Below are 15,456 nucleotides of genomic sequence, written 5' to 3'. Positions count from 1 at the left end.
ACAAAGAGCCTGATCTCATGGTGCAGACACACACAATCGTCCCGGAGAAGGGGAGCACACTTCTCAGACTGAGCAAAATTTCGAAAAAATTTGGTGCGGTGTCGGCACTGACCGATATCGACCTGGAGGTGCGGGCCGGCGAGGTCGTTGCGCTGGTTGGTGATAATGGTGCGGGCAAATCTACCCTGGTCAAGGTTTTGGCTGGCGTTCACCAGCCGACCTCAGGCACGATCGAATTTTGCGGTCAGGACGTCTCTCTCGATAGTCCCAGCCGCGCGCTGGAACTTGGTATAGCCACCGTTTTTCAGGATTTGGCGCTATGCGAAAATCTCGATGTCGTTGCCAATCTTTTCCTCGGCCATGAAATGTCGCCGTGGAACCTAGACGAAGTCGCCATGGAAGTTCGCGCCTGGACGCTGCTCAAGGAGCTTGCTGCGCGCATTCCATCCGTGCGGGAACCTATTGCCTCGCTATCCGGCGGGCAGCGCCAGACGGTTGCGATTGCGCGATCGCTGCTGCTTGATCCCAAAATCATCATGCTAGACGAGCCGACAGCCGCGCTTGGCGTTGCCCAGACGGCCGAGGTGTTGAACCTAATCGAGCGGGTGCGCGACCGTGGCCTCGGTGTCATCATCATCAGCCACAACATGGAAGATGTTCGCGCCGTCGCCGATCGCATCGTCGTGCTGCGGCTCGGTCGAAACAACGGCGTCTTCGAACCCGACGCTTCCAATCAGGAGCTTGTCGCATCCATCACTGGTGCGACCGAAAACTCGGTGTCACGCCGCAATGAGCGCAAAACCGGACACACGGAAACGACCGGGAGCCCCTTATGAGCCAGAATATGTCCAACGATCCGTCCAGCAAGACGTCAGCTCTCGACCGCAGCGATGTTCGCGTCGAGCATGATGACGGCATAGCGGGAATGGTCCGCGGTTTCTTCAACCGCGTGCGCTCTGGCGACCTCGGCATGCTGCCGGTGGCCATCGGTCTGATTGTCATCTCGACAGTGTTCAGCATCCTCAACCCGGTCTTTCTGGCTCCAAACAACTTGGTCAATCTGCTGTTTGATTGCGCTACGGTCGGTATCATTTCGCTTGGCATCGTCTGTGTGCTCTTGCTCGGAGAGATCGACCTGTCCGTCGGCTCGATGAGTGGCCTGTCGTCCGCGATCATTGGCGTGCTGTGGGTAAACACCGGCTTGCCAATCACCGTCGCGATTTTCGCGGCTCTGGTGTTTGGCGCGCTGGTCGGCGCTCTTTATTCCGTCATGTATAACCGCCTGGGCATGCCGAGTTTCGTGGCGACACTTGCAGGCCTGCTCGCCTTGCTCGGCTTACAGCTCTACATCCTTGGCCCGACGGGCAGCATCAATCTTCCCTATGCCTCGCCACTGGTACGTTTCGGTCAGATTTTGGTGATGCCAGACTGGCTGTCCTATGCGCTGGCTCTGATACCAGGCTTGGTGTTGGTCGTCACCGGCTACCTCGTTCGTCAGCGCCGTCTAGCGGTCAATTTGTCGGCACAGCCGCTCAGCAGCTTGGTGATCAAGGCTATCGTGCTGACGGTGATTTTTGAATTCGCTGTCTACTATCTGAACCTTGGCCGCGGCGTACCCTACATGTTCGGCCTTTTCGTCGCATTGGCCGTCATCCTCAATTACGCACTGACCAAGACCCAATGGGGCCGGTCGATGTTTGCCGTCGGTGGCAACAGGGAGGCGGCCCGTCGCTCCGGCATCAATGTCCGCCGTATCTATATGAGCGCGTTCATGCTGTGCTCGACACTGGGTGCGCTCGGCGGCGTGCTGTCTGCTTCGCGGCTGGCCTCGTCCAGCCAGCAGGCCGGTACCGGCGACGTCAACCTGAATGCAATCGCGGCAGCCGTTATCGGCGGCACCAGCCTTTTCGGTGGGCGCGGTAGTGCTTATTCGGCACTGCTAGGCATCATCGTCATCCAGGCCATTTCCAATGGTCTGACCTTGCTCAACCTCAACTCATCGCTGCGCTACATGATAACCGGGGCAGTCCTTGCCATCGCCGTCATTGTCGACTCGCTAGCACGTCGGTCCCGCGTCAGCCATGGCCGCGCCTAATACCATACTGGAGAAACTCTGATGACTGAACTCATGAAGGGCAAGGTTGCCGCTATTACGGGTGCCGCATCGGGCATCGGCCTGGAATGCGCCCGCACTCTGCTCGCCGAAGGCGCGACCGTCGTGTTGATCGACCGCGCCAAGGACAAATTAGAGGCTCTGTGTGCTGAACTTGGGGACAAAGCCAAGCCATTGGTGGTTGATCTGCTGAATGGGCCTGAAGTCTCTGCCATGCTGCCACGTATTTTGGACGTCGCCGGCGGGCTCGATATTTTTCACGCCAATGCCGGTGCCTATGTCGGCGGACCGGTGGCTGAAGGCGATCCGGATGCATGGGACCGGATGCTGAACCTCAATATCAATGCCGCCTTCCGCTCGGTGCATGCGGTGCTCCCGCACATGATTGCCCAAAAGTCAGGCGACATCCTGTTTACCAGTTCGATTGCCGGTGTCGTGCCCGTTGTTTGGGAGCCGATCTATACCGCATCGAAATTCGCGGTTCAGGCATTCGTGCATTCCACCCGTCGTCAGGTCGCGCCGCATGGCGTGCGTGTTGGCGCAGTGCTGCCCGGTCCAGTGGTTACGGCATTGATCGATGACTGGCCGAAGGCCAAGCTGGAGGATGCTCTTGCCAATGGCAGCCTGATGCAGCCGAAGGAAGTGGCAGACGCTGTCCTCTTCATGCTCTCGAGGCCGCGCAATATTACCATCCGCGATCTCGTCATCTTGCCCAACAGCGTCGATCTTTGATCGGCGTCAACGGTCATCTTTCGATCCTCACGACGTTTAAGAGCCAGAGAAAATGAACAATACAGCGAACCCCACCATGTCGGGCTACGTTATCGGCATCGATGTCGGGACTGGAAGCGCGCGCGCTGGCCTTTTCGATCTGGATGGCCAAATGCTGGCGGTGGCCAAGCAAAACATTTCGCTGTTTCGCGAAGCTGGTGCGATCGTTGAACAGTCGAGCGCTGAAATATGGGATGCCGTATGCTATGTCGTGCGGGAGGTGGTGAGCACCAGTGGCGTCGATCCGGCCGCCGTCATCGGTTTGGGTTTCGATGCGACCTGCTCGCTTGTCGTGTTGGGTGAGGGTGGACGCCCCCTGCCCGTGGGGCCTTCCGAAGACGAGAACCGCGATATCATCGTCTGGATGGATCACCGCGCCGTTGGTCAGGCAGAACGGATCAATGCCTTGGGGCATGACGTGCTGCGTTATGTCGGCGGCCGGATATCGCCGGAGATGGAGACGCCGAAGCTGCTGTGGCTGAAGGAAAATCGCCCCCAAACCTTCGATGCAGCATGGCAGTTCTTCGATCTCGCCGACTTCCTGACCTGGAAAGCAGCGGGTGATCTCGCCCGGTCGACCTGCACCGTCACGTGCAAGTGGACCTATCTGGCGCATGAAAATCGGTGGGACCCGAGTTATTTCGAGAAGATCGGCCTTGGAACACTGGCCGAGGAAAAATTTGCCCGCATCGGCACCACTATCGTTGAGCCGGGAACACCGCTTGGCCAAGGCTTGTCGAAGGACTCTGCGAAGGCCATGGGACTATTGCCGGGGACGGCCGTTGCGGCTGGCATGATCGACGCCCATGCCGGTGGCATCGGAACCGCAGGTGTTGATGGGAGTCCCGAGAGCAATCTCGCCTATGTCTTCGGAACATCTTCCTGCACCATGACCTCGACAACGGAGCCAGTTTTCGTGCCAGGGGTCTGGGGACCTTATTTCTCTGCCATGGTTCCAGGCATGTGGCTCAACGAAGGCGGACAGAGCGCTGCAGGCGCTGCAATCGACCGGTTGCTCTCGTTCCATCCAGCAACTGCGGAGGCGCAGGTAAAGGCTTCAAGCCAAGGAGTGCCGCTGCCGGTCCTGATTGCCGATGAGGCCGTCGCACGCTCAGTCAGCGCGTCAGATGTCGTTCACCTTGCGCTAGGGCTACACGTCGTTCCCGAATTTCTCGGCAACCGCGCGCCCTTTGCCGATCCGCACGCGCGTGCGGTAATCGCGGGCCTTGGCATGGATCGTGACTTCGAAAGCCTCGTGGCACTTTACGTCGCCGGACTTTGCGGCATCGGATATGGCCTGCGGCAAATCATCGAGGTTCAGGCAGAAGCAGGCGCGAATGTAGAGCGCGTTGTCATAAGCGGAGGTGCCGGTCAGCACGATTTGGTCCGTCAGGTTCTGGCTGATGCCTGCGGCAAATCTGTCGTCGCCACGGTATCGGAAGAACCGGTGCTCCTTGGTTCTGCTATCCTCGGTGCTGTTGCCAGCGGGGCTTTCTCGGATGCACGTTCAGCGATGACAAGTCTTTGCCGTGTTGCGAAAATCTACACCCCAGCAGGAGGCGATTTGGCAGCAATTCATGCCAAACGTTACGCTGCATTTAGTTCGTTTCAAGACTTGGGCCGAAGCTTTCGAGAATCTTAAGCCGTCTGAAACGCCTTGCGGTTTCCTTTTTCAGACGCATAAAGCCGCCGAGGTTCCACTTCAGACGGGGCTGACTGCTAGCTCGTTTAAGTGGTAGATAGACAAGAATAAGAAATCAATGTTTGCGGCAGCTCCCAGGCACGGGCCTCGGGAGGCATTCGACCCAGGATTTCGTCCGTGGCGGCTAGGAATTCGCCAGATGGCTTGCAGTCGGCATCTCGGCCGCGCGCGAATATTCCTAGCATGAACGTCCCGTACCAAGAGCGCCGCCTTTCAAGACGCCCAGCATCGACGCTTACCATCGACGCGTGATGGAACCTACTATCGGTGGGTTAAGTCGAGCAAAGCCTTCTTGGCGATGATAGGGGAAATGCGGATATGGCGGGGTAACGATGCTGGCATCGTCCAGGAAAGCAATCTGATCGCTCGTTAGCTGCCAGCCGACCGCTCCAAGGTTCTGTCGGAGCTGCTCCTCGTTTCGCGCACCCATGATAATGGAAGATACAGTGGGCCGACCTGTGAGCCAGTTGAGTGCCACTTGCGGAACTGTTTTGTCGACCTGTCTTGCGACATCTTCGAGAGCATCGACGACGCGATAGAGGTGTTCCTCATCGACTGGAGGACCAAAGCTTGCTGTTTCGTGCAGACGACTGTCCTTCGGAATGGGAACGCCCCGCCTGATCTTACCCGTAAGCCTACCCCACCCCAGCGGGCTCCACACGAGTGCTCCAAGGCCCTGATCCATACCCAACGGCATCAGATCCCACTCATAGTCTCGGCCCAAGAGGGAATAATACACCTGATTGGCGACGTAGCGAGGCCATCCGTACTTGTCGGCGACGGCCAACGACTTCATGGTTTCCCACCCCGAAAAATTCGAGACGCCGACGTAGCGGACCTTTCCCGCCTGAACAAGCGTATCAAGGGTCGACAAGACTTCTTCGACGGGCGTCTGGGCGTCGAAAGCATGCAGTTGCAGGATGTCGATATAGTCGGTTCGAAGTCGGCGAAGTGCGTCTTCGACTGACCGAACCAAACGAAATCTGGAAGAGCCCGCCTCGTTTGGTCCATCCCCCATAGGTAAGCCGGTTTTCGTTGATATCAGCACGGTATCGCGACGACCTTCCAGCGCTGCACCCAGCACCTCCTCCGACGCGCCGTTGGAGTAGACATCTGCGGTATCAAACAAATTGACGCCAGCTTCAACGCAGATATCGATGAGTCGCCTGGCTTCGGTGACATCGGAAGTGCCCCAAGCGCTAAAGAGGGGGCCTGTACCTCCGAACGTGCCTGCGCCAAAACTCAGGAGCGAGACTTTGAGTCCCGATCGGCCAAGAGAACGGTATTCCATGTTGTCTTCCTTTTCGGAGAATGGGAGCGAATTCCAGGACTGTTGGGCAAAGATAGAAGATCCAGCTTGGATGATATAGATTGCGGTCTGGAACAACATTTGTGAATTTGGGGACCAATGGCTCGAGCAGAAGTCAATCGATCCGGAGAAATGGAGGTCTTCGTGCAAGTCGTCGAGCGCGGGGGCTTTTCGGCGGCTGCTCGCGGTGTCGGAATGACGCCCTCCGCGGTGAGCAAACTGGTCGCGCGGCTGGAGACGCGTCTGGGTACCCGTCTCATCAACCGTTCGACGCGCGTGTTCAAGCTTACTGCCGAAGGCTGCATCTTTTTCGAGCGGGCCACGCGTATCCTGGCAGATATCGAAGATGCGGAGCGGACCACCAGTGCGGGTGAAGTTCCAAGTGGTCGCCTGCGCCTCAGCACCAGCGCCTCCTATGCCACTCATGTGCTCGCCGCTATACTCCCCGAATTTATGGAGCGATATCCTGCGATTACCGTCGATATCGTACAGAGCGATCTTGTCGTTGATCTCCTTGGAGATCGAATGGACGTGGCGGTGCGCGCAGGCCCGTTGAAAAGTTCAAGCCTGGTCGCGCGCAAACTTGGCGACACCGCGATGACCATCGTTGCTGCGCCGTCCTATGCTCACCGCCGTGGTCTGCCCCTGACTATCGAAGACCTTGAAAGGCATGACACGCTGGGCCTGGGCTACACCCGCGCGATGGTTGGCTGGCCTATGATATCGAAGGGTGTGACGGTTCTTGTCCCAGTCGTCGGCCGGATCCAAGCCAGTGACGGCGAGGCTCTGCGACAGCTGGTGCTCGGTGGAAGCGGAATTGCCCGCCTCGCCAATTTCACGATCTGCGGCGATCTGAAGGCCGGCCGTCTGGTTCCGGTGCTCGAGGAGTATAATTCTGGAGACCGGGAGGAGTTTCATGCCATCCATATCGGGCAGGGAGGCCTGCTGCCGTCGCGGGTGCGCGCCCTTCTCGATTTCCTGGCCAAACGGGGAAAGGTTACATAGCTGAGATACCGCTGAATGAAGCGGATTCCATACCAGTGGTTCGAGTGGGTCAACACCTTCAGCGTGAAAGTCCGATGACACAATACGACGAAGGGGCGAGGTCTCGTTTGATGGTTATTCTGTGGGGCGATCAAAATCTACTTTTGTGCTCTCGGTATCACTTCATCCGTGCTCCCGCAGGATTCAGGAAGAAGCCTGCGCACCTAGACCGAACGAGATCATTGCCGCTTCACACGCACGCGTAAACCGCATCGACGGTCCTTCTTTGCCGGCTGCAAGTTTGCTGACACGCGCCCCTTCCAACAGCATGGATAGCGTATCAGCTAAAAGTTCTGGATCGGTAACGCCTGTCGAACGACAAAGATCGGCGAGCCGGAAATGTTGTTCCATTTTCAATGTTTCAATGATCGCATGCGCAGGATGTCCTTGCTCTTTCAGCTCTACCGCAGCATTGGCCAAATCACATCCGTAAGGCTCGCTGGAAAGACATTCCGCGCGCGCTTTCACCCATGCAGTCAGCTGAGCCTTCGGGTCGCCTGGGTTCTCTGTTGCAAGATCTTCCCAAGCCTTCTCCAGCGTTCGAGAACTATGCTTGAGCGCTTCGCATACGAGATCATCTTTAGAGCCAAAATGTCGATATAACGTCATCTTATTTGTGGAGGCGGCTTCCGCGATGGCATCAACCCCGATGCCGCGTATGCCATGTTCACGAAACAGCTGACAGGCCGTTGAAACGATCCGGTCACGAGGCGCGATTTTCTGCTCGGAAGCGCGATCAGATTTTTCGGGTTTCATGAGTTTTAATTTTATCCTGAAGTGATGTTGACATGGGTGTGACTGGTCGGTAACTGTTGAATTGTTACTTACTGGTAACACCCCTAACTCGGAACTGTCAAGTCATCGCCATATTCGGGAGCGTGGGACTTGTTGAAAGGAGACCGCGATGAAAAACACGAAGGACGAGATGAAGCTCGCCGAAATCTTCGGCGATCCGCTGATCCTTGCTGTCATGCGTGCGGATGGCGTCGCTCTAAATGAATTTAAAGAGTTGATGTATTCAGCGGCTAGATCCTTAAAGATGCGCGACGGGACAGCACTTACTGGGAAATTCCGAACCCCCAGCCTTGCAGCCTCCTCTAAACGTACACTTGTAGCCACCATGCAGCCCTTGTTCGTCGGCTCGTTTGAGCCGTGTTGTGCGAATATGTAATTCTGTCTGCGGCATGCGCCAGCTTCCCAGAGGTCGGGATTAGCGAAAGTGATTGTCGAGTGTTCAGTTGTAGTTGTGCCACTGTTTTGTTGGGCGTGTAACACCTCCACTTTTACCGTGGACGGATTCCGCCGGGATGAACTCCCGGCGCAAGTCGCACAATTTTCAAACGCGGTGCCGGTTTTTGTTTGCGTATAGAGGCATCCGCCGGCACCTTGTCACCCTGCGCCAATACTTTACCTTGGCACTGGAACGCTTTGCCGCACTTTTAAAAAAGATGCAGGACACGGACGGCGCAAATGGTCTGATTGCGCGCGCGGCCAATCGTCAATTCGGCAAGTCTGACCGCGAGGCGACGGGCGTTCTGTCGGCTGCACAACGCCACACGCATTTCCTCGACAGCGCGCGCATGTCTAGTATTTTGACGCGATCGGATTTCCGGTTTGGCGATCTCAGGCAGTGTATCGCACGCGCCTATCAGGAATGAAGGCTTTCGATATCCCACGAGGCGATACAGCAATTTGTGGCCTGCCGCTGCTTTTGTGCTCTCGCGGTCCTGCAATCATGTGATAATAAAGGCTTGCCGATGCCACGAGGGATGTCGACCATGCGTCCCACGTCCATGGCCGCTGTGGCGTCCTAACCTTTGCAGCAGGATAGCTGATGCGTGTCTTTCTTGTTCGCCACGGCGAATCCCTGGGCAATCTGGATGAGCGGGCTTACAGCCAGTTTGGCGATCACAACGTACCGTTGACGCATTGGGGATATCGCCAGGCCACGCAAGCCGGGGCTGCAGTCGCGGCTTATTTGGACGGCCTTACAGAACCGGGCTTGCAGAAGCTGCGGGTGTGGTACTCACCGTTCCTACGGACCCGTCAAAGCAAGGACGCTCTGCTTGAGGCCTTGCCTGTCGAGCGCGTCGGCAAGGTGCGCGAAGACTATTTGTTGCGAGAGCAGGATTTTGGGCTCTTCACTGAGATTTACGATCACGCCGAGCGCAAGCAAAAGTTTCCCGATGAATTTGAAAAATGGGCAAGACTGCGCAGCAACAACGGCAAATTCTACGCCCGGCCGCCCGATGGCGAGAGCCGAGCCGATGTCGCGCAGCGCATGCGGCTGTTCCTGCAGACCATCATGCACGAGGCCCGACATGGCCACGACAATGTGGTGATCGTCGGCCACGGTGTCACCAACCGTGCCTTTGAAATGAGTTTTCTGCAGCATCCGGTCGACTGGTTCGAGCGTTCCGTCAATCCCGGTAATGCCGACGTTACTCTTATCGAGGGAACGCGTGAAATGGGATATACCTCGACGCTGCTGCATCATTCAAATGACCGTCAGCCTGGCCAGAACGATCTGCGCCAAGCCTATGGCGCAGAGGTCACGATACGGCAAGGACCCGAGCCTTGAAACCCTGTGCAATGTGAGCTCTGGCCTCGCATATATCAGACAAAGCTCGCTGAGCTAGGGCAGCGTTCGCTGGATGACGACAGCCGTAGAAATTACGTGTATCGGTTGTGTGGTGATGCTGTTGGATCACAGAGAAAATCAAAGCGCTAATTTTGGTACTTTTTGTTCCGCCGAGACTTGAAAAGTCGGATGCGTGCGGCATTTTTCAACCATGAGCCTGACGACAGATTTCATTGGTGACCTTGTTCGAGATGCCAATCGCATCGACCGTCTCGATGCGTTTCAAAAGCGTCGGATGTTGGAGCGTGCCGTCGCAACGATCAAGGATTTGCGCGAAGCAGTCGGTATTCCGAACGGCCCCGGCCGTGATATCGTGCTTGATATTCACACGACCGCATTATCCGTTGAGCGAGGATGGCGTGATGACAGCCAGGTTCGAGACACATTTCTTCTCGCTGCTGGCATGATCAGGGACCTGTACATTGTTCTGGATAGTGGGACGACGGTGTCCTTGGTCTGAGATAGTCCGGTTTGTTGCGTTTATGACTCAGACACCAGGTTCCTGTCATCTCATACCTCATCGTCGTCTTGCGCCACCATGCCGGTTCGCAGGAAATCATTTATCCGCTCCTGCCAGCCCGGTCCATCTTGCTGAAAATACGCAAGAACATCACTGTCTATCTTCAAAGACACCAGTTCTTTCGTATTGGGAATAGCGCGTTTTTCCACGGCGGGTGCCGCGGCTTTCTTGGGTGCTGCAAACAGAGCCTCGGCTGCGTCTCTGGGGTCTAATGGTCTGCGGGGTTTCGTTGCCATGATCGTGCTTCCTTGAAGTCGGTGTTTTTACGCAGGCTAACGCTGGGTTGATGGAAGTGAAGACCATTCAACTTTATTCCAGATAGCTATTGCCAGTTTCTCTTTGCATCAGCAATGGCTTTTCAGGACATCATTTTGTTCCTGAGGTTATGTCGATGCCCGATACTGGCCCGCTTATGAAATCAATTACGAACAAATGGCTTGGGTGGCGCAGCGCGTCTAGCTGTTACAGCATGCAGTGCTGGATGTTTGTGAGAGGGCGCTTAAAGCGCCGATTTAACCAGCACGCGTGGCGCAAGTGAGGTACGTCTGAGAAGCGGGACGATGGGTTCTCGATGGTTTGAGCTCTTCTAAAGAACTGAACGTCTTCATCGGCGCTTATTGTTAATCGAGATCAGGCGATGGGGGCAGAAGCGCCTCAAGTCTAAAGGACAATATTGAGGTCGTCTTCCATGGCACCTTGAGCACAGTTCTTGACGATCAATCCGCAAAAGCCAGCGCTTTTAAATCTCGTGCAAACTGCTGCGTGCGGGTTTCATCTGTCGCGTTCATATCGGCTCGCCAGGTGTTGGCACCAAGAGCTCGGACGTCATAGCCTCGGCGGAAAGCATCACGTGCTATGGTGATGGACCTCATCGGTCGGAAGAATCGCGAAAATCTTATGGACCGCTGGTTGGTATTGCTTGTCGACGGCATCAACGCCCGCCGTGAGAGCGCTACGCCATGAAGGACCTCGATCCCAGGCTTCACGCAGAGTATCAGCGAGGTTTGCGCCATCGCCTGTTTCTTGCAATGCTTCAAATAGCATTCCGGCCTGGCGTAAATCCTTAGCTTTTTTGGCTCTTCCACCGGTATCATCTTTGCGACGACCGGCGACAATCAGCTTGTGAATTGCAAATCTTGACGGATCAGGCACAACGACTGAGATGCCGGCACTGTGGAGCAGAACCGTTCGGACCGGATCACGCAGCAGGAAATCCATGAACCGCAGAGGTTCGGCCGACGCCCCACCAAGAGCGGGCATCTTTGCCGGTTGGTCCGAGTAATCCTCACCACCTCGATTTGTCGTGAGGAATTCCACCCGGTATCCAGATGAATTGCGGAAGGCATTCGAGAGGGGCGAGCCGGAAACATGGGGCAGTGCGCGAAAGGATGGATCGACGCTCTGCAGCAGATCAACGATTGGCGGTATCGAATCCTGTACTTCGCTTGAGATCGCATAGTCTTGCGCCAGGTCTGCATCACCAGTCAGGATCGCGGCCATAGGCAGGCGGACACCGAGATGGGCAGAGTAGCATTGAAATGCGACCGTGCCGACAAGGACGCCGCGAAGACGGAATAGACCGGCCGCTGCTAGCGTTTCGATGACTGTGCCAGTGAAGCGATCAGGTGCAATCATGCCCGCCTCGCGCGTGAGAGCCGCGACCATCTTTCGACGGTTCTGGAAATCATCCTTTTCGCCCTTGAAGGTTTCGACCCGTGCCGTAATTTCCCGATCATCGATCGGCCCTACATATCGCCGTTTCTGACCACCCTGACCATTCGGTTGATCGAAATACCAATATGCACGATTATCGACCGTCACCTTGACGAAGCGACCTGTTGGCGGAAAGTCTGCCGACCACTGCGCATCGAAAGTCCGTTGCTGAAGCTCCGCGACCATTGTACGGAACATGAGATCGATCTGCTTCATGGAAGGTTCCTATAACATTTCCACAAATCTAGTATAGTAACTGAATTTGCGCAAGTTTTATCGTAGAGCGCCGTGATCGTTATAATCATACCCCCAATTGGTGGTGCCCGGAGGATATCGATGTGATCGATTGATCGTTTTGCGTTGGGTGAGGTTACTGCTGGCGCGTCTATCGCCACGAGATCGAAGGGGCGCTCACCGTCTTTGTCCGAGCTGTTTTTGTCGCCACGCGCGTAAATCTTTATGCCCAGCCAATCAAAAAATCCATGAAGGCAACTCCTTGCGGGAAGGTTTGGCGAGGGAGCCAGGGGGCTTGTCAGATTGTGAAGAAGCGTCTGTCGCCCCGGTTGAAGCGTCATTGGATCGACGCCTCCGGCAGTAATCATTTTGAAACTGACTTCATCGAAGCAATAGGCGAACGTTGGGATTTCGGAATCGGTCTTAATCGAGGATCAGATTGCGTTGAACTCTTGATTATGGGTTATGGTCAAAGCGCTTTCGGGAGGCAACGACTGAGGCACGGTATGACTTTTGCAGATGTTCACCGAGCGCTTGCCCTTTTCTGCGTGGCCCAAACTCGCTGACGCGTCAAAGCTTGTGCCATGCCTATCTTCATAGCTCGGCAAATGTAATAAGAAATTCCGAACCAATGGAGCGCAGCTTGTGATCAGAGATACTCGCGAACAAGGCATTGTCGATGACTTATCCCAGCGACACGGCGTCAGCCAAGGTGTCATCGAGCATCTCACAATGGCGTTGATTGCAGGCCATACCAATCAGGCACAGTTCAATCACTCCGAACTTGGCGGGATGGGGCAATGGTCGAGCGGCGGCATGATCATGGTCGGCGACATGTTCAACAATGGTCTGAAGCATCGGGTCGATATGCTCTGCTCCGAGATTGCCGATTGCATAAGGTCGGGTAAGCTATCCGGCCCAAAATCTGATCGGCCTTATCAGTCTCAAAGCCAGGGAAATGGAAGCAGCTTTTTTTACCAGTCAAGTTTGCACAGCAGTTCTTGGCCACAACATCTCGGCCAGGCTTCGTCGACTGGCGCGCAGAACAACCTTCGATACGCGTTCTTCCCGGTCACCCGCAGGCTGGCAATCGATGTGAACGGAGAGATCACCGTTTATGATACTAAAGACCACAACATAGGTGGCTTTTCCCAACAGCAGAGCGGCGATCAGTCATTAACCTTCACCTCTCAGCATGGGCTCGTCCGGGTGGCTGATCTCGACATCGTAACCGCCGCTGGCAGCCCGGAGACGCCTCAAGACACGCAGGGAGCGATGCCCAATCTGATGGAGGCAGCACCGATTCCTTCTGTGACGCCTCCAAGCACGAACTTGGTCTCCGAGCCGACAGCTTTTCATCAAGATGATATTATCAGCAAAATCGAACGGCTCGCTGGTCTGCGGTCAAAAGGTATAATCTCGGACGAAGAATTCTCAGCGAAAAAAACAGAACTGCTTGAGCGGTTGTAAAAGCAACAATGCGCACGTTTTCGAATAATAAGTTGAAGCTGGCTCATGGCAGGTGGTGCCTCCGTTGTCGCCCTTCCGAATGGCCGGCCGCATAATAAAACAGGTAAAAACACCTTTCACAGTCGAAGACGTTGCGCGTGGGAATGATTATTGCAGACTGGCTGTGGCCGTCATTCCAAGAATACGGAACGGGCGGTCGACTGGAATTTGCGGCGGGTCCTGACGCACGTTCAGCAGCTAAAACAGCACGCCACTCTCCGATCTGGCAGTTCGGCAGGCCAAAGCCACCGGCAAGCCCTATACACGGCCATGGCGTCGGCCCCGGCCTGCGTCAGCCGCTCGTTCAGCAGTCGGCCACATAACTGAGAGCCTTCATACGAACAAACCGGAATTGGTCAAGGCGGCTTGTCCTTTGCGAGAGCGTGCGATCCGTCCAACGTGCTAGCTCGATCCCACAACAGTCGCATCGCGCCATCTTAGGAGAGGTGCCGATCACCCAGGCTGGTAGGTGAAAATTGCGCAGAGTGCAATTTAAGTGCATATTTAGGTCAAGTGGAGTTGAAATTAATTTCAATAATAGCGCATTTTAAGTGCGAGGATTGAGCCATGAACGCCGTGCTGCAGCAGCCCTTCGTTGAACGGTTCCGGGAACCCAACACCCAATACCTGTCTCCTGCGAGGGTCGGAAATTTCTTCGGGTTTCAAGTGCAGGAGCTTGCGGAGCGCGCGCATGTGCATCGCAACACACCCACGACCCGGCCCCAGGCACCCCAGCTGCAGAAATATCTGCAGGACCTGGTGCGCGTGCTCGCCGTATCCACCGAGATGACTGGCGATGTGGAGAGGGCAGCGTTCCTGCTTCGCAATGAGCCGCTACGTGCTTTCGGCTACAAGACAGCCGACGCGCTTGTTCACGAAGGCAGGGCAGAGGCAGTGATTGCTTATCTGGAGTCGCTTGCAGGCGGTGCCGCTGGATGATTGAGGCGATGATCGGTGAGCACGACGATGTCGCCCACTACCGGGTGATCGTGCCCGCTTATGCAGGGACACCAATGTCCGGTATGGGCGCGGACGACGCGGCGGGCGCTTCAATCGCCCCTGTCAGGAGGCGCTTTACCTGTCTGCGGACGACGCGACGGTGCTGGGGGAGTACAAGCAGGACAATCCATGGATACAGCCGGGCACGATCTGCACCTTCTTCATCAGACAACTCCGCGTGGCGGACTTCAGCGCCGGCTTCGATCCCGGCCTGTGGCCAGCCGTTTGGGCGGATTTTGCGATCGACTGGCGCGCCGAATGGTTCGACAAGTCGATCGAGCCGTCGACCTGGTACATGGCGGATGATGTCGTGGCTTCAGGGCTGGATGGCATCCTGTTTCCGTCGCAAGCCCGTCCCGGTGGCACCAATCGCGTGATCTCTCGCAGCTCTGAGCGATCAGCATCGCAACTGCGCGTCTACGATCCAGATGGGGCCTTGCAAAAAATCGATCCTTCTGTGGGAAGCTGGATCGCGGTCGGTGGTGTCCCCTTGGAGACGCCTTAGGCGGCGGCGTCCAATGGAGGATCTAAACCGGCTTGCGTTTCTGCACCCGCATACGATCTTACTTTTTCGTCGGGACCAGGCGGTGAGCACAGCGCGGCAATAGCCGGGGAAGGTAGAACCCCCGGCATGTCTCACCTTTTGGCGGTTTCCAGGGGGGCGTCGATCCCGGATCAAGATGCCAGGGAGGTTATAGAGCAGGTTCGAGCGGCCGTAGACCGGTGGCCGCAATTTGCTGAAGAAGTTCGGCTATTCCAGATCCCGTACTGTTGAACTCGACAAATTCCTGAATGGCAATCGGCTGGCTGATCAAAAGCGATGAGGCACAGAGTTGCGGTGACATGTTTCCTAATGTGTGATCCACAGAGTTGCGGTGACATGTTTCCTAATGTGTGATCC

At 56.1% G+C, this 15,456-nt stretch carries 14 protein-coding genes and 2 pseudogenes; 12 read left to right on the top strand and 4 right to left on the bottom strand.

Annotated elements, in window-relative coordinates:
- Positions 1-17 precede the first annotated feature (17 nt).
- Genes DSM25558_RS14670 through DSM25558_RS14655 form a run of 4 tightly spaced genes read left to right on the top strand, consistent with a single transcriptional unit; the run spans position 18 to position 4,526 of the window.
- Positions 18-836, top strand: coding sequence for an ATP-binding cassette domain-containing protein (locus DSM25558_RS14670; protein ID WP_077105488.1), 819 nt, complete (start codon positions 18-20; stop codon positions 834-836).
- Complete coding sequence (locus DSM25558_RS14665) at positions 833-2,095, top strand: sugar ABC transporter permease (protein WP_077105487.1); 1,263 nt, start codon at positions 833-835, stop codon at positions 2,093-2,095. The genes DSM25558_RS14670 and DSM25558_RS14665 overlap by 4 nt, the downstream gene beginning before the upstream one ends.
- Before the next feature lie 21 nt (positions 2,096-2,116).
- Positions 2,117-2,845, top strand: coding sequence for an SDR family oxidoreductase (locus DSM25558_RS14660; RefSeq protein WP_077105486.1), 729 nt, complete (start codon positions 2,117-2,119; stop codon positions 2,843-2,845).
- 52 nt (positions 2,846-2,897) lie between these two features.
- Complete coding sequence (locus DSM25558_RS14655) at positions 2,898-4,526, top strand: FGGY-family carbohydrate kinase (protein WP_077105485.1); 1,629 nt, start codon at positions 2,898-2,900, stop codon at positions 4,524-4,526.
- A 295-nt stretch (positions 4,527-4,821) separates the two neighbouring features.
- Here the strand turns inward: DSM25558_RS14655 and DSM25558_RS14650 are convergent, their stop codons facing one another.
- Entirely contained in the window at positions 4,822-5,877 is a 1,056-nt protein-coding gene (locus DSM25558_RS14650; RefSeq protein WP_077105568.1) for an aldo/keto reductase, read from the bottom strand.
- A gap of 117 nt (positions 5,878-5,994) precedes the next feature.
- On the opposite strand from DSM25558_RS14650, the gene DSM25558_RS14645 reads away from it, so the two are divergent.
- A complete protein-coding gene (locus DSM25558_RS14645) occupies positions 5,995-6,900 on the top strand; it encodes a LysR family transcriptional regulator (protein ID WP_077105484.1) in 906 nt (301 codons plus the stop codon).
- Positions 6,901-7,083: 183 nt separating this feature from the next.
- Here DSM25558_RS14645 and DSM25558_RS14640 read toward each other — a convergent pair whose 3' ends face one another.
- Complete coding sequence (locus DSM25558_RS14640; protein ID WP_077105483.1) at positions 7,084-7,695, bottom strand: TetR/AcrR family transcriptional regulator; 612 nt, start codon at positions 7,693-7,695, stop codon at positions 7,084-7,086.
- 148 nt (positions 7,696-7,843) lie between these two features.
- Between DSM25558_RS14640 and DSM25558_RS14635 the strand changes: the two genes are divergently transcribed.
- The 4 genes and pseudogenes from DSM25558_RS14635 to DSM25558_RS14620 all read left to right on the top strand — a co-directional run bounded on the left by DSM25558_RS14635 (position 7,844) and on the right by DSM25558_RS14620 (position 10,040).
- Positions 7,844-8,110, top strand: a complete 267-nt coding sequence (locus tag DSM25558_RS14635) for a hypothetical protein (RefSeq protein WP_077105482.1) — start codon at positions 7,844-7,846, stop codon at positions 8,108-8,110.
- A gap of 205 nt (positions 8,111-8,315) precedes the next feature.
- Positions 8,316-8,570, top strand: a pseudogene (locus DSM25558_RS14630) (type IV secretory system conjugative DNA transfer family protein); the annotation flags it as partial.
- 203 nt (positions 8,571-8,773) lie between these two features.
- Positions 8,774-9,520: a histidine phosphatase family protein gene (locus DSM25558_RS14625; RefSeq protein WP_077105481.1), complete on the top strand. Its 747-nt coding sequence runs from the start codon at positions 8,774-8,776 to the stop codon at positions 9,518-9,520.
- Between the two features lie 211 nt (positions 9,521-9,731).
- Positions 9,732-10,040: a hypothetical protein gene (locus DSM25558_RS14620; RefSeq protein WP_077105480.1), complete on the top strand. Its 309-nt coding sequence runs from the start codon at positions 9,732-9,734 to the stop codon at positions 10,038-10,040.
- A gap of 50 nt (positions 10,041-10,090) precedes the next feature.
- On the opposite strand, the gene DSM25558_RS14615 is transcribed toward DSM25558_RS14620, so the two are convergent.
- Together DSM25558_RS14615 and DSM25558_RS14610 are read right to left on the bottom strand one after the other, a co-directional pair.
- Positions 10,091-10,336, bottom strand: coding sequence for a BrnA antitoxin family protein (locus DSM25558_RS14615; RefSeq protein WP_077105479.1), 246 nt, complete (start codon positions 10,334-10,336; stop codon positions 10,091-10,093).
- A gap of 610 nt (positions 10,337-10,946) precedes the next feature.
- A complete protein-coding gene (locus tag DSM25558_RS14610; protein ID WP_077105478.1) occupies positions 10,947-12,029 on the bottom strand; it encodes a nucleotidyltransferase family protein in 1,083 nt (360 codons plus the stop codon).
- Positions 12,030-12,692: 663 nt separating this feature from the next.
- On the opposite strand from DSM25558_RS14610, the gene DSM25558_RS14600 reads away from it, so the two are divergent.
- The 3 genes and pseudogenes from DSM25558_RS14600 to DSM25558_RS14590 form a co-directional block, all read left to right on the top strand.
- Positions 12,693-13,517 (top strand): SHOCT domain-containing protein, encoded by an 825-nt coding sequence (locus DSM25558_RS14600; protein WP_244554205.1) that lies wholly within the window; start codon positions 12,693-12,695, stop codon positions 13,515-13,517.
- Positions 13,518-14,123: 606 nt separating this feature from the next.
- Positions 14,124-14,495: an antitoxin Xre/MbcA/ParS toxin-binding domain-containing protein gene (locus DSM25558_RS14595; RefSeq protein ID WP_077105476.1), complete on the top strand. Its 372-nt coding sequence runs from the start codon at positions 14,124-14,126 to the stop codon at positions 14,493-14,495.
- A gap of 79 nt (positions 14,496-14,574) precedes the next feature.
- A pseudogene (locus DSM25558_RS14590) lies at positions 14,575-15,060 on the top strand (RES family NAD+ phosphorylase); the annotation flags it as partial.
- Positions 15,061-15,456 lie beyond the last annotated feature (396 nt).

Origin of the sequence: Agrobacterium sp. DSM 25558, assembly GCF_900100825.1 — a bacterium.
GTDB lineage: Bacteria > Pseudomonadota > Alphaproteobacteria > Rhizobiales > Rhizobiaceae > Agrobacterium.
Note: the sequence above shows the minus strand (reverse complement) of the source record. Positions and strands in the feature narration are given on the sequence as shown.

Excerpts from the sequence above, each read along its gene's own strand:
- DSM25558_RS14670 (WP_077105488.1), top strand. The coding sequence starts at position 18 with ATGGTGCAGACACACACAATCGTCCCGGAGAAGGGGAGCACACTTCTC.
- DSM25558_RS14665 (WP_077105487.1), top strand. The coding sequence starts at position 833 with ATGAGCCAGAATATGTCCAACGATCCGTCCAGCAAGACGTCAGCTCTC.
- DSM25558_RS14660 (WP_077105486.1), top strand. The coding sequence starts at position 2,117 with ATGACTGAACTCATGAAGGGCAAGGTTGCCGCTATTACGGGTGCCGCA.
- DSM25558_RS14655 (WP_077105485.1), top strand. The coding sequence starts at position 2,898 with ATGAACAATACAGCGAACCCCACCATGTCGGGCTACGTTATCGGCATC.
- DSM25558_RS14650 (WP_077105568.1), bottom strand. The coding sequence starts at position 5,877 with ATGGAATACCGTTCTCTTGGCCGATCGGGACTCAAAGTCTCGCTCCTG.
- DSM25558_RS14645 (WP_077105484.1), top strand. The coding sequence starts at position 5,995 with ATGGCTCGAGCAGAAGTCAATCGATCCGGAGAAATGGAGGTCTTCGTG.
- DSM25558_RS14640 (WP_077105483.1), bottom strand. The coding sequence starts at position 7,695 with ATGAAACCCGAAAAATCTGATCGCGCTTCCGAGCAGAAAATCGCGCCT.
- DSM25558_RS14635 (WP_077105482.1), top strand. The coding sequence starts at position 7,844 with ATGAAAAACACGAAGGACGAGATGAAGCTCGCCGAAATCTTCGGCGAT.
- DSM25558_RS14625 (WP_077105481.1), top strand. The coding sequence starts at position 8,774 with ATGCGTGTCTTTCTTGTTCGCCACGGCGAATCCCTGGGCAATCTGGAT.
- DSM25558_RS14620 (WP_077105480.1), top strand. The coding sequence starts at position 9,732 with ATGAGCCTGACGACAGATTTCATTGGTGACCTTGTTCGAGATGCCAAT.
- DSM25558_RS14615 (WP_077105479.1), bottom strand. The coding sequence starts at position 10,336 with ATGGCAACGAAACCCCGCAGACCATTAGACCCCAGAGACGCAGCCGAG.
- DSM25558_RS14610 (WP_077105478.1), bottom strand. The coding sequence starts at position 12,029 with ATGAAGCAGATCGATCTCATGTTCCGTACAATGGTCGCGGAGCTTCAG.
- DSM25558_RS14595 (WP_077105476.1), top strand. The coding sequence starts at position 14,124 with ATGAACGCCGTGCTGCAGCAGCCCTTCGTTGAACGGTTCCGGGAACCC.